General features: G+C 63.1%; 14 protein-coding genes. All 14 read right to left on the bottom strand.

Annotated features, from left to right (window positions below; all coding sequences use genetic code 11):
* Positions 1-69 precede the first annotated feature (69 nt).
* Positions 70-270 carry a hypothetical protein gene (locus GLX_RS08215; protein ID WP_014105524.1) on the bottom strand — a complete coding sequence of 67 codons (201 nt, stop codon included), beginning with the start codon at positions 268-270 and terminating at the stop codon, positions 70-72.
* Between the two features lie 3 nt (positions 271-273).
* The gene (locus tag GLX_RS18970; protein ID WP_014105523.1) at positions 274-1,017 is read right to left on the bottom strand and encodes a hypothetical protein; all 744 of its coding nucleotides are present in this window, start codon (positions 1,015-1,017) and stop codon (positions 274-276) included.
* An 11-nt stretch (positions 1,018-1,028) separates the two neighbouring features.
* The gene (locus GLX_RS08205; RefSeq protein ID WP_041247283.1) at positions 1,029-1,514 is read right to left on the bottom strand and encodes a hypothetical protein; all 486 of its coding nucleotides are present in this window, start codon (positions 1,512-1,514) and stop codon (positions 1,029-1,031) included.
* Between the two features lie 2 nt (positions 1,515-1,516).
* Positions 1,517-1,819: a hypothetical protein gene (locus GLX_RS08200; RefSeq protein ID WP_014105521.1), complete on the bottom strand. Its 303-nt coding sequence runs from the start codon at positions 1,817-1,819 to the stop codon at positions 1,517-1,519.
* A gap of 99 nt (positions 1,820-1,918) precedes the next feature.
* Complete coding sequence (locus tag GLX_RS08195) at positions 1,919-2,389, bottom strand: phage fiber-tail adaptor protein (protein ID WP_014105520.1); 471 nt, start codon at positions 2,387-2,389, stop codon at positions 1,919-1,921.
* Positions 2,386-2,799 (bottom strand): hypothetical protein, encoded by a 414-nt coding sequence (locus tag GLX_RS16545; RefSeq protein ID WP_014105519.1) that lies wholly within the window; start codon positions 2,797-2,799, stop codon positions 2,386-2,388. The genes GLX_RS08195 and GLX_RS16545 overlap by 4 nt, the downstream gene beginning before the upstream one ends.
* Positions 2,799-4,634: a glycine-rich domain-containing protein gene (locus tag GLX_RS16540; protein ID WP_050856103.1), complete on the bottom strand. Its 1,836-nt coding sequence runs from the start codon at positions 4,632-4,634 to the stop codon at positions 2,799-2,801. The genes GLX_RS16545 and GLX_RS16540 overlap by 1 nt, the downstream gene beginning before the upstream one ends.
* A 147-nt stretch (positions 4,635-4,781) precedes the next feature.
* Positions 4,782-5,378, bottom strand: a complete 597-nt coding sequence (locus tag GLX_RS08180) for a YmfQ family protein (protein ID WP_014105517.1) — start codon at positions 5,376-5,378, stop codon at positions 4,782-4,784.
* A complete protein-coding gene (locus GLX_RS08175; protein WP_014105516.1) occupies positions 5,378-6,493 on the bottom strand; it encodes a baseplate J/gp47 family protein in 1,116 nt (371 codons plus the stop codon). The genes GLX_RS08180 and GLX_RS08175 overlap by 1 nt, the downstream gene beginning before the upstream one ends.
* The gene (locus tag GLX_RS08170) at positions 6,465-6,944 is read right to left on the bottom strand and encodes a phage GP46 family protein (RefSeq protein WP_014105515.1); all 480 of its coding nucleotides are present in this window, start codon (positions 6,942-6,944) and stop codon (positions 6,465-6,467) included. Before GLX_RS08170 ends, GLX_RS08175 begins: the two co-directional genes overlap by 29 nt.
* Positions 6,941-7,417: a phage baseplate assembly protein gene (locus GLX_RS16535; RefSeq protein WP_014105514.1), complete on the bottom strand. Its 477-nt coding sequence runs from the start codon at positions 7,415-7,417 to the stop codon at positions 6,941-6,943. The genes GLX_RS08170 and GLX_RS16535 overlap by 4 nt, the downstream gene beginning before the upstream one ends.
* Positions 7,417-8,565: a phage baseplate assembly protein gene (locus tag GLX_RS08160; RefSeq protein ID WP_014105513.1), complete on the bottom strand. Its 1,149-nt coding sequence runs from the start codon at positions 8,563-8,565 to the stop codon at positions 7,417-7,419. Before GLX_RS08160 ends, GLX_RS16535 begins: the two co-directional genes overlap by 1 nt.
* Positions 8,562-9,866 (bottom strand): DNA circularization protein, encoded by a 1,305-nt coding sequence (locus GLX_RS08155; RefSeq protein ID WP_014105512.1) that lies wholly within the window; start codon positions 9,864-9,866, stop codon positions 8,562-8,564. The genes GLX_RS08160 and GLX_RS08155 overlap by 4 nt, the downstream gene beginning before the upstream one ends.
* Positions 9,867-12,092, bottom strand: a complete 2,226-nt coding sequence (locus GLX_RS16530; protein ID WP_014105511.1) for a lytic transglycosylase domain-containing protein — start codon at positions 12,090-12,092, stop codon at positions 9,867-9,869.
* Between the last annotated feature and the right edge of the window lie 19 nt (positions 12,093-12,111).

The raw sequence follows: 12,111 nt of genomic DNA, 5'->3' as shown, positions 1-12,111 counted from the left end.
GCCACATGAGGGTGCCAAACGAAATGGCGGCTCCCGCCGCCATTCCGCTGGCGAAGATTGCCACGCCCTTCATGATGCCTGGATGGCAGCGTTGGCCGCCTTGCACTTGGCGGCCAGGGCATCCATGGCGGCCGTGGTGGGACCGGATTTGCTTAGGGTCGCCGTGACGGCTTCCTTCACGTCATCGACAACCTGCGGGCCATATTTTTCGGCCAGTCCGACAAGGGTGGTGGCAGCGCCGAGGATGGCGCTGATTTCTGCTGCGTCCATGGGTCAGTTCCCTGTGGTCGTTGTTGTGGTGGCAGGCACCAGGTCGGTGCAGGACGTGGGGACCGTACCGGCCTGCACGCCGGTCCAGCAGGTCTGGAAGCTGGCGAAATCCGTCTCCAGCCCGGATACGGCGGTCTCTGTCAGGGATTTGCCGCCGTCTATCGCGGTCTGGAGCGTGGCGATTTCGTTATCGACGGTCTGGCTGGCTTTCTTGATCAGGGCCTTGTCCGCGTCCGTCAGGGTGATGCCGGGCACCTTGCCGGCCATCACGTCGGGCATGGGCTCGGCCAGCACGTCATAAGCGCTTTCCAGATCATTGACCGACTGGCGCAGCTTGACCTGCGTGGTTGAGCCGCAGGCGGTCAGAAGCAGTCCGGTGGCAATGAGGCAGGCGATGGCAGATAAACCGGTCGGCCGGGATGATGGTGCGGGCGCCGGCGGTCTTGTGATGGCCAGCGTGCCATCGGTCAGCAGGTGCGGTGCCGTGGCGCGGATGACCTGCATGGCGGCCGATCCGACTTCATGGTGGGTGGCTAGCGCATTCACGACCGCGACCAGGGCGGGATTGGCCGCCGTGTCGGATGTGGTGTCATTGAGCAGGAGCGGCAGGGATGCACCCAGCATGATGACGGCCGCCCCCTGTGGGATGATATTGCACCAGGTGGCGACGGCGGTCCCGATCACGATGACGAGGAAGAACAGGGTAGTGGGCTGCCGCACCCATGCGGATGCCGATTTGGGGTTCATGGTGCGACCTTTCACGTTGCATCGATCGCGGCCTGGAACAGGACGCGGTTGGACCCGGCGTTCGCGGCGCCCAGGACCGAGTTGTAGAATTGCTTGTGGTAGGCGGAGAGCGCTGCCGCATCGGTAGCAACAGGCAGCGGGGCCGGGGCGCGGAACAGACGCACGCGCGCCATCGCACAGGCGTAGCGCAGATTGGATACCAGCTGGGTCAAACGCGGTTCGGGGGACAGCAGACCCTCGATACGGCCGCGCAGCACGGACTGCGCCGTGCTGTTGAGAAAATTGGTCCAGCAGTCATCATGCGTGGCCGGCTCCATCTGCCACAGGCCCAGCGCCGGGCCATTGAACTGGCGCAGGTAGGCCGCCCGGCTTTCCGCCAGGGCGATGCCGGTCACGAGGTTTACGGCGGCCGGACCATCCAACGCGATGGCCTGTAGCGTAGGTGCGATGATTTCATGCTTGAGCTGGCTGATATCGAGACCAGTGCATACCGACATGATCATGATGCACCTGCAGCCAGATGCTTGAGCAGCATGATGACGCCGGCGCCCGCACTGGACCCAGCAAACGACAGGACCAGGACAATTCCCCGGATTGTACCCTTCTTCAGGGTGTTTTCATCGCGGAGCGAGACGATATTGCCGTTCATGGTCGCCAGCTGGGCGGCGACGCCATGCTCGAACCGGGTCCGGCTTTCGCGGTCCAGGTCGAATTTCGTTTCCATCACAGTCATCCTTCGGTCCAGCGAAAGAAGACTGATCTGCTGTTCCTGCCCCGGCGGTTCAGGAGGCGAGAGTTCCATAGGGCAGTCCCTTGTGCACGATCAGATTACGAGCACAGAGGTTGCATATGGTCGGTGCACCCGTACACAGCGAAATGCCGGGTGCACCGTTATTAAAGGCTACGCGTTCGCGGTGCCGTTTATGGTAATTGTTCCGGCCGTAAACGTGATGTCAGGCGGTGTGCATGCGCTGGCGGCCGGCATGTCGTCCGAGGCGGAAACAGACAGCGTGAAACGCCCGGTAATGGTGCGTTTCTGTGCCGTGGTCACAGTAATGAGGATCTCGTAACGTGGCCCAGGCTGGCCGCCAGACAGGCCAAGGGTGACGATACCGTTGACGAAGACCGCCCAGTCGATCGACAGGCCCGTGGCAGGAGCAGCGGATACATCCTTGACCGCGATTGTGCTGATCGTGTCGTTACAGTCTGCCAGCCATGGTGTGTAATCGACACTGTAGTCCAGTGCATCTCCGGCAACCTTGGGCGGCCATGCCCGTGGAAACGGTCGAACGGAGATACCGCGCAGGGCAGAGTCACCCGGAACCGGAAAAAGGATTGTGCGTGCCCGACTGGCGACCCAAGACGCGGTCATGATGTCTGCGATGTCCCATTAAGATCGGCAGGCGCCACAGGCAACATTGTGCTGGTTACATCAGAGCCATTGGCGATTGCCTGCAGGGCTTTCAGGTAAGCCACGATATCTGCAGGTGTTGATTCCCCATACATGCCATAGGCCTGCCATGTGGCGGACGCAGCAGATGTCAATGCATCCTGCGCCTGTGTTTTCAGCGGCACGACAGCAGCAACCGGTGCGGCAAAGGTCCATGCCCCGCTGGCCGCCTGCGTTGCGGTCCAGCGTTCCTGCGGTACAGGCGAAACGGCCGTGACGTCCACGCAGGCCGCCACGAAATCCGGGGCGTAGAGCGATGACAGGGTTGCATCGGTGGTAATGATCTGCCCCACGACGCCATTGTGCACCCATGCATATGTGGATGTGGCCATTACGCATACTCCCTGATCAGGATGAGGCCGCCGCCGCCGTTCCCGGCCACGACGCCCGTGGTGTTATTCGGCCCGCAGCACGCCCCCGATCCGCCTGCACCGAAGTTCTGCGCGCTGCCGGGGGAACCCGAACCGCCGCTCATCGGGGGGCCACCGGACCCGAAACGGGAGCGGCCGCCCGCCATGACGCCAATGGCGTTCCCGGTAACGACGCCCGTTGCAATGCAGGGACCGCCGCTCTCACCAATCTCGGAAACCAGTATGCCGCTGCCGCTGGGCGTAGCCGACCTGCCCGAAGAACCCGAAAAGATATTGGAGGCCGACACATTTGCGGTGCCATAGAAGCCGCCAATCCCGCCCGGAGCCGTGCAGTAACTGCCAAACGATGATGCGCCCCCGTTTCCGCCAGCATTGCCTGCGGATGCCGTGCCATAGCCGCCAACGGTAATGGGAACGCCAGACGAGACATCCAGGCTGGATATCGCGTAGCGGGCAAACGCGAAGGCACCGGCACCGCCGGCAGCCCCCATTGCAATCTCATTGCTGGCCGTTGCTGCGCACGAACCACCAGCGGCACCACCGCCCTGGACCAACACCTCGATGGTTTTGGTGCCTGCCGTCGGGGTGTAGGTTGCCGATCCGGGCGTGGCGAATTTCTGGACATTCAGGAGACGACCGGGAGAGACGGCATCGACCTGCGCGGTCGTCCAGCTTCGCGTTGCCCCCAGGTAATTGCCCGATGCTGTCTCGATAGAGAGGTAATCCGCGCCGCTTCCATCGTCGGCGACATATCCAAGCCGCTGGATGTAGGCTGTCTGACTGTCCGTGTAGGTCTGGGGCAGGAAGCGTGCGACACCCTTGGAATCCGTGCACGCCACGATGTTCTGGTCAGTGTTGAACCCGATGCTTACAACCGGCGTGGTATTGGCATTGGACAGTTGCGCGACATAGGTGGCGGCTGCCCAGTCGCGTGTGGCGCCCAGGTAATTGCCTTCTGCCGTCTCGATCGAGAGATAGGAGAGGCCCGAACTGTCCTTGGCGACATACCCGAGCCGCTCGATGTAGGCGGTCTGGCTGTCCGTGTAGGTCTGGGGCAGGAACCTGACCACACCTGCGGAATCGGTGCATGCCACGATGTTCTGCTGGGTGTTGAACCCGATGCTTACAACCGGCGTGGTATAGGCATTGGACAGTTGCGCGACATAGGAAGCGGCTGTCCAGTCGCGGGTGGCGCCCAGGTAATTGCCTTCTGCCGTCTCGATCGAGAGATAGGAGAGGCCCGAACTGTCCTTGGCGACATACCCGAGCCGCTCGATGTAGGCGGTCTGGCTGTCCGTGTAGGTCTGGGGCAGGAACCTGACCACACCTGCGGAATCGGTGCATGCCACGATGTCCTGCTGGGTGTTGAAGCCCATGGATTGCATGGCCACGGTCACGTCATTGGCCAGCCCGGCGACAAAGTTGGCGGTGACCCACGGCTGCATCGCCCCCTGATAGGTGCCCTTGGCCGTCACAACAGACAGGTAACCTGCCGCGTTCCCGCCGCCGGGCACGTACCCCAGTTGCTGGATATAGTCGGTCTGGCTGTCCGTGTATGTCTGGGGCAGGAAATATACGGTGCCTGCGGTATCTGTTGCCGCCACGATTTTCTGCTGGGTGTTGAAGCCCAGCGAGGCAATGCCAGTCGTGGCATCGTTCACCAGCTGCAGGACGCCGCCATCAGACAGCGCAGTGGAAATCAGCTGTTTGATTGCTGCCAGAACCTGCCCGTTATTGCTCTTGTCGGGCGCCATGCCGACGGCAGCAGGGATGGCGAATAATTCCTCCTGGACCATATTGAGCCACCAGTAGCGTACGCGTGTCGCGGACTGCCCCCCAGTGGAGCCTCCAGTAAAAAAACCCGGATTTCCAATATTGTCTGTGGGGTTTGCTGGTAATGTCGCAACTGCTGTGGTGTCGTCTATACGATAGACCATGATTGATTATCCGTATGCAAACAGGACAGAGGTGTGGGCAGGGACACGCGCCGTAATTTCACACTCGAGGACGGCATTGCCCCAGACGGCGAGTGCATCATCAGCGTAGGACTGATCAGCGGAGAAATAGGTGACGGTGGTGCTGGCCGCGTTCACGCGCCAGACATAGGCCCAGAACGGGTCGTAAACCGGGTCATCCGCACACAGGAAGTCCGCCTGTGCAGGGGAAAACTGGGTGATGGTGATGTCGTATCCGAGGTTTTTGGCAAACTGGACGAAGTAGCCGACGGACGCGCCGCCGGTATCAGCCAGACGGGCCACTACCTGGTTGCGACGCTGCTGGATGGTGGGACTGTTACCCGCGCAGGGATCGGGCAGCCCAAGGGTTGCTTCCCATTCATCCAGCACGCTGGTGGCCGTAGCCGGAAAGACATCAGGCACTATGGAACGGGCGGCGTTGATGAAGCGTGCGGCCGTGGGCATGAAGCCTGCAAGCGCGGCATGCATGACCGTATCGGTTCCGCGCGGCCACGCACGGCCCCGCGGGAGGGTGCGCTTGAAGGCTGCCAGTGTCCGGTCAGCGGAGTAGCCGGGAATGCCCATCAGGATGTTGCTACCAGATTGCCGACGGATGGCAGGGAGCCGACCGGTATGGATACAGGACCAGAGGGCGAGGCGATGGTGAACGATGCGCCAGTGGAAATCAGGGCACTTTCGATATCACTCTGTTCCAGTGTCATGCCCAGAGGGGTGCCAGACCTGAAATACAGGTCAGACAGAGCGGTTTTCATGGCTGCGATCTGGGTTGCGGTGTTGGGGGAAAGGTTCGCTACGATGACATCCACGGGGAACGGTTTGGGCGCGCATACGGCCACCAGTGCAGTAACCGGCTGTTCGGTCCAGATGGCATTGGCAACGGCTAGCTGGTCGCCAGTGGCAACAGTGTATCGGGTTTCGTTTGTTGCACACCCGTCTGTTCCCTGCGGGTATCCGCCATTTTCCTCCTGCGCATCATCCAGCATCACATAGACCGTGACGGTGCCGGGGCCGAAGGCGAGCGGGTTGCACCAGGCGCGGGTGACGCCAGCCACATCTTCCGCCCATTCCACATAGTCGGACTGGCGGCCGCCACCCGCGCGGGATGCGTAGGCCGTGAGCACCCGGGTGCGGTATTCGCTGTCGGTCTCCTGATCGGCGCTACCGGTCATGCCGGCAGGCGTGCTGCCCTGTGCCGGGATGCCGGAGACAGATGTGAGCAGGCTGAAAGCCACGCCGGCATCACAATTTCCGGTAGCGCCCGTGGACTGACAGGTAACGGGCACCGTCAGCGTGCCCGAGGCATCGGCCGTGGCATCAGCGGTGGTGGCATAATCCACCCCATCGGCACGCATGATGACGGTGCCGGACGGGAGCGGGACGTCCGGCGTGCAGCCGGTGAACTGGACCTGGCCGCTGGCCGTGGTGGCATCCTTGCGCAGGATGTCGCGCATCGCCCCCCAGCCGTCCAGATTTTCATCCGTGGCGGTAAAAGGGACCGCCTGCCGGTAGCAGTAGGCCAGATAGTCGTAATTGCCCCAGGTCAGGTTGGAAAAACACCATGCCAGGGTGCGCAGTACGGAACGCGGCAGGAGGGACAGGCCCTTCGTGATATTGCTTGAGACAATATCGTTCAGGGCCTGGGATTTCAGGTCAGAAAGGGTTGGCTGTTGATAGGGCATTCCGGGCGGTGTCCTTCCATGCCCACGCATACTGGAAGGATGTGTCGGTGCCATCGGGCTTTGTCAGACGGATGCCGATATTCAAGGATGTGGCGTTCAGCCACGATGTCTGCACGGTAATACTGCCCACGATCCCGTCATCGACCAGCCATTGCAGGGCCTGTTCGCATATGGTGCGGGCGTGGGTCAGCAGGCTGTTGCCCTGTTTCTTCGCACCCTCGATCGTCCAGAGCAGGGAGCCCATCTGGAAACTTTCCAGCCCGTCGATCCAGCAGCCACGCAGGTCGTTCGATCCGTCGGGCGTGACCGTGCCGCTGGGGGCAGGGGCATCGGTAAACAGGCTGAACAGGACGGCGGTTTCCAGATCCGCGTCCGTGTCCAGATCACCATTGGTGATGACCCAGTCGCAGTGCATTTTCGTGTTGTCATAGACCAGGCGGATATCGGTCATCCCTGTGGCCCTTGTGTGCTGGAGCTGCCCTGCTGGACCCCGCTATGGGTGTGATCGGACAGCTTGACGCCGCCGGCGGTGATGAAATCTTTTGCCGTGACTGTGCCGCCATCCACAATGACCTTGCCGGATGCGGGCTTGATGTAAACATCCCCATTCGCCTTTGCGAGAATGACGGTGCCGACAACCGGATTCGCGATGCCGGCCTCACCCGGCTGCGCGCCGGTATGGCGGTATTTCTGGTGGTTGTGGCCGGTGATCACGCTGTCCGTGCGTTTGCCGCCAGTACATGTGAGCATGACATCAGACCCGACAGGCGGGCAGCTGATCAGGCCGTAGGCGATGATGACCGGCTTGCCATCCAGCGTTTCATATTCATTGAGGCTGATCTGCACGGTCTGGACGGGGCCGCTATCGTTCGGCGCAGTCGTTGTGCGGCCAATACCGAACAGGCGGGAAAGCAGGTGCCTCATTATGCCTGTTCCTGCCCGGCAGTGCTGGCCAAATCATTCTGCACCTGCCAGTCAAACGGGGTCTGCACGGCGGGCTCGACTGTCATGGCCTCGGGCGGCATCAGGGTCAGTTCCGCCGTGGTGCCCTGCTCGGCACTCTTGGAGAACGTCACATCGGTAATCAGCCATGTCTTGCCGGGCAGTTTAAGGGCCGGCAGGTGAACGGGCACAAGGGTGTTCGGGGTCCAGAGTACGCCAGCCCTGTCATGCCAGGAATCGCAGACCAGGCGCACGGCCTGCGAGCGGCCACGCCGGCGCTGTAGTTCCCACTTGGCCCGCAGTTCAGCCAGGAACTGGCCGTTGTAGCTCTGTTCACTGACCACGAAATAGGGTCGGTAGCGTGGCACGCCGGGATCTTTGAGCGGGGTAAACTGGTTGCCGGCGTTGGCATTGTCGAAATCGTTGAAGTTCTGCACGCTGAACAGGACGGGCAGGTAGGTACTGAAGCGCTCATCCATGCGGTAGGTGACGCTGCATTCCAGTACGTTCACACCCTCGGCAAAACCGCTGGCGTGGGTGTCTGTGCCGACAGATGACAGAACAAGGTTGCCGTCCGCATCATCGTAAACCATGACCGCCATATACCGGGCGCATTCCTCGATCAGCTGATAGGGGGTCTGCCCGAGTGTTACATTGAAGATCTGGATGATGCGGTCGCTGGTGGTCGATGGCAGCGTGATGTTCTTTGTCACCACATCGATCCCGTAGGGCGTGCAGAGCTGCTTGGCCAGCTGGACCAGATCACAGCTGCCCAGCTGGCCGCGCGGCACGACGGCATGCGTATCGACCAGATCGGAGCAGCGCGAGCGGCCGCCGATACGGACCTGATGGCCTGTGCCGACACCGATTTCGTAAATATCCACGTATCCGTCGATCACCTTTACATCGCCGATGGAAAGCGTGCAGGGCTCCCCGGGCATGATGTCGAGCTGGCTGGTGTCGAGATATTTCTCGGTCAGACCGATATCGTAATCGGACGGGCAGCGTTCGGCCCCGCGCGTGACACGGATTTCCTGCCAGCCGGACCATTTCGTGTTGCCCACGGTCAGCGTGACTTCGGTGTTGATGTCCGGCAGGTCGCCGCCTGCCAGGGCGTTGATCAGGTTCATTGGTCCAGGGCCTCGAACTGCAGGGGCATGAACAGGGGATGGGGACAGTCCGCGCGGGCGACCAGGTCGCGGGTGCGGGTCGGGTCTTTGTAGAGACGCCATGCCAGCGTGATGGCGGGCATGGAGGCGTTGAACGTGAATGTCTCGATGTGAGCGAGCTGGGCGCCGCGCTCGCTCAGATCCTGCACCACGGTGGTGCGGAGCGCGCGGAGCGCGGCATAGCTTTCGCTGTCCGCACTGTCGGCTGCCGTGATGATCTCGGCATCGAGCACGGTGATGATGCTGACCAGCATGGCCTGCGCCTGTTCGGCACTGTCCGGCTGGGCCGCCTCGACCGCTTCGGCCAGGCCGATGATGGCGGAGCGGCGCAGGGCGTTGCCCATGGCGGTCTGTGCGGTGGCGACATCCGCCCCGATGGGGGCCGTGGTGGCCATGACGGATGGCTGGTAGCCGGCCAGCGTAGACAGCACGCGGATCTGGTCGGCCGGGCTGATGGTGGCGGCCCGGATGGCCACGACCACGGCCCGCGCGGCCGTGGCGCAGGCGGCAGGATCGGATACGGCGGACAGTGCGGCTGTGGACAGGGCTGCCACGGCCGCATCGATCGCGGTGCGGGACGTGATGACGGCAGCGCGCTGGCTGGCCACAGTGGCGTTGGCAGGTGCGGGCGCGGCCAGCATGCCGCCGGCATAGCGCCCGTTATAGCTGGTCAGGCCCGAGGTTTCGTTCGCGATGGCGGCGGGATCGCGGCCTGCCGCCGATGCGCCTGCCCCCCATGCGCTGGCGACATTCTGCGCCCCCAGGCTTACGGCACTGGCGGTGGATTTTATGCTGGCAAGCTGGCTGGCCAGAACGTCGGCCACGGCCAGGACGGCAGCCGCAACCGCGACAAGGATCGCATTCTGGGTATTGATGAGCAGGTTGGGATAGAGACGCGAGCCGGCCTGCATCAGGACCAGATCGAACTGGACCTCACGCTGCGCTTCGCCCCGGTCGCGGAACTGGACCGGCTCGACCAGGCTGCACTGCACCGGGCCCAGGGTAGGATGGATCAGAAGGCCCGGGCCTTCCAGTTCACAGGCAGCCAGCAGGGCGGCGCGCTGGAGGTACACATCATCGCCCACCAGGCGCCCGGCCAGTGTCATGACGCGGGGTGCGCGGCCCATATCCTCGGGCCATGGGTCATCACGGTATGGATATTCATGGACAGCAGTGCGTCGTCCGCCGGATAGCGAACCTTCACGCACCAGGAACGGGACACCCCGCCATATGGCGGGGATGAACAGGTCGATTACGGACATTTACATCGATTCCGACGGCATGGCAGTGGAGATTTTTGGCGCGGGGCCACCGCCCGCCATGCGTGCGCCCTTTATGCTGACACGCGGGGCCTGCGGATGGCCATCGTTGTGGACGCGCAGATCAACGGTCAGGCGCCGGGCAAAATCGTTCCAGGTGCCCCCCCCGGAGCGGGATGCGGTTTCAGATCTGGCACTATCGTTGTCCGAACCGGAGCGGGCAGCGGCGCCCTGGGCCGGCCGGTCCTGCCAGACCGGGCCACGCGGTGCACCGACCGGAGCGGCAGCCGTTTCTCCAGCGGCATCATCATCTGCGGGGACCGGCACACCATCACCGTGCGCGACATCAGCATGCATGCGTTTGGCGGAACTGGTCAGGGCGTCAATGGAGGCGACGTAATCCTGCGTTTCCCGGGGGAGGCGTGACGGGTCGCCGGTGGCGGCAAACAGCTTTACCCCTGCCTTGTTCGGCCCGGCGTTATAGGCCGCTTCCGCCGCTTCGTAATTGCCGTGAAACAGGTCGAGCAGGCTTTTGAAGTAGCGTGCACCGCCATCCAGATTGCCCTGCCAGGTGTAGTGCGGATCATTGATGGACCTGGGAAGCCCCAGTCCACCCGCTGTTCCCGGCATGAGCTGGGCCGGTCCGAATGCGCCGGCTGGCGATACGTTGCGATAGCCACCCCCTTCGGTCTGGAGCAGGCTGGAAAACCGGTCAGGGTCCAGACCATGACGCGCGGCGGCGATGCGGGCTTCTGCCGCCACGTCCTTTTTCAGGGGCGGTGTTCTTACGATGGTGTCATTGCGGGCCAGGTGGCCGCCACCGGTAAGGACTTCATTCCACACATCATATGCCAGGGCGGTCATGCCCAGGAGAGGCAACGCACGGCCGCCCAGGCGCAGACCGGCGCGGCCCATGTTCATTGTGCGCGCCACAATGCCCGTTCTGGCAGCGCCGCCCGCAGCGGCGGCGGCTCCCCCTGCCACTGCAGCGCCTTCCGCCACAGATCCGGCGCCTGTTGCCGCTGCCGCCTCAGTGCCTCCTGCTGCGGCGGCCGCAGCCGCACTGGCGGCTGATGCGGCCTCGGCAGCAATGGTTGCCGTGCGCATGGCCTTGAGGGCCAGAGTGACCTGTACGATCTTGCCCAGCGTCATGCCGAGGCCCAGCAGCATCCGGCCGATCAGGACGGCCATGATGACCTTGCCGACATCCTTCGCGGTCTCTTTCCAGCCGCCCAGGCTTCTGGCCACGCTCTGGGCATCATCGGCAACCTCGGCAATGTCATCGCCGATCTGCTTCCAGTCCACGGACATGATCCATTTGGCGAAGGACTCGACTGCCTGCCCGATCCGGGCGGCAATGGCCTCGCGGTTCTTGGCGATCAGGTCGGTAAACCAGTTGAGCAGGGACTGCAGCCCCGGGCCTGCTTTTTCCGCAATGGAATAGGCGAGGCCGCGCGTGGCCAGCCCCAGCCGGGTCTGGGCCAGTTGAAGATCGGATGCAGCCTGCACGCCTTTCTGGTTGGTCACGCCCAGCCTGCGGGCATCGGCCTCCAGCATCTGCATGCCTTTTGAGCCACGGCGCAGGTAAGGGAGCAGATCTTCACCGGCAGAACCCAGCAACTGGGTGGCAACGCGGGCCTGCAGGGTCGGGTCGCGCAGCCGGGCAATCTTGTCGGCCAGTTCAGGGAGTACCTGCGTCACATCGCGGACGCCGCCGCGCATGCTGCCTATGCGGATGCCGAGCTGGCGGAAATAGAGCAGGGCCTCATTGTTCCGGCCGCCGATGGCATCGACCATGTTGTCGTGCAGGGAGCGCAGGCCGGTCGTCATGGACCCGGCTGATGCACCGGCTTCTTCTGCTGCCCCCTGCAGGGCCTGCAGTTTCTGGGGCAGGATGCCTATGCGCTGGGCGTCAAAACCCAGGCGCGTGCCGAACTGCGCCCAGGCGGTGGTCAGCTTGTAGAGGCCTGTCAGCGATGCGGCACCCGTCAGGATGCCCATGGGCTCAATGACCTTGAGCAGGGATGCTGCCGTGCCGAGGCCTGCCGCCGTCCAGTCCCGGAATGCGCCCGCGAGGCGGCGCACACCACTGGCATCCATGAACCGACCGAATGCCCCCCGGAAGCGGCGGATGGGGGCATTCATGCCGTTGACCCGCCTGGTGATGTCGTTCATCACCCGGCTGGCCTTATCGACTGCGGAAATGGTGATGGTAAAGCCGCTAGCCATTTTCGCGTTCCATTTCAGT

It is taken from the genome of Komagataeibacter medellinensis NBRC 3288 (genome assembly GCF_000182745.2).
Lineage (GTDB): Bacteria > Pseudomonadota > Alphaproteobacteria > Acetobacterales > Acetobacteraceae > Komagataeibacter > Komagataeibacter medellinensis.
The sequence above is the reverse complement of the archived record's forward strand: the minus strand, read 5'-3'. Positions and strand labels throughout refer to the sequence as shown.

Coding starts and splice junctions, on each gene's coding strand:
- GLX_RS08215 (WP_014105524.1), bottom strand. CDS start 270: ATGGACGCAGCAGAAATCAGCGCCATCCTCGGCGCTGCCACCACCCTT.
- GLX_RS18970 (WP_014105523.1), bottom strand. CDS start 1,017: ATGAACCCCAAATCGGCATCCGCATGGGTGCGGCAGCCCACTACCCTG.
- GLX_RS08205 (WP_041247283.1), bottom strand. CDS start 1,514: ATGTCGGTATGCACTGGTCTCGATATCAGCCAGCTCAAGCATGAAATC.
- GLX_RS08200 (WP_014105521.1), bottom strand. CDS start 1,819: ATGGAACTCTCGCCTCCTGAACCGCCGGGGCAGGAACAGCAGATCAGT.
- GLX_RS08195 (WP_014105520.1), bottom strand. CDS start 2,389: ATGACCGCGTCTTGGGTCGCCAGTCGGGCACGCACAATCCTTTTTCCG.
- GLX_RS16545 (WP_014105519.1), bottom strand. CDS start 2,799: ATGGCCACATCCACATATGCATGGGTGCACAATGGCGTCGTGGGGCAG.
- GLX_RS16540 (WP_050856103.1), bottom strand. CDS start 4,634: ATGGTCCAGGAGGAATTATTCGCCATCCCTGCTGCCGTCGGCATGGCG.
- GLX_RS08180 (WP_014105517.1), bottom strand. CDS start 5,378: ATGGGCATTCCCGGCTACTCCGCTGACCGGACACTGGCAGCCTTCAAG.
- GLX_RS08175 (WP_014105516.1), bottom strand. CDS start 6,493: ATGCCCTATCAACAGCCAACCCTTTCTGACCTGAAATCCCAGGCCCTG.
- GLX_RS08170 (WP_014105515.1), bottom strand. CDS start 6,944: ATGACCGATATCCGCCTGGTCTATGACAACACGAAAATGCACTGCGAC.
- GLX_RS16535 (WP_014105514.1), bottom strand. CDS start 7,417: ATGAGGCACCTGCTTTCCCGCCTGTTCGGTATTGGCCGCACAACGACT.
- GLX_RS08160 (WP_014105513.1), bottom strand. CDS start 8,565: ATGAACCTGATCAACGCCCTGGCAGGCGGCGACCTGCCGGACATCAAC.
- GLX_RS08155 (WP_014105512.1), bottom strand. CDS start 9,866: ATGTCCGTAATCGACCTGTTCATCCCCGCCATATGGCGGGGTGTCCCG.
- GLX_RS16530 (WP_014105511.1), bottom strand. CDS start 12,092: ATGGCTAGCGGCTTTACCATCACCATTTCCGCAGTCGATAAGGCCAGC.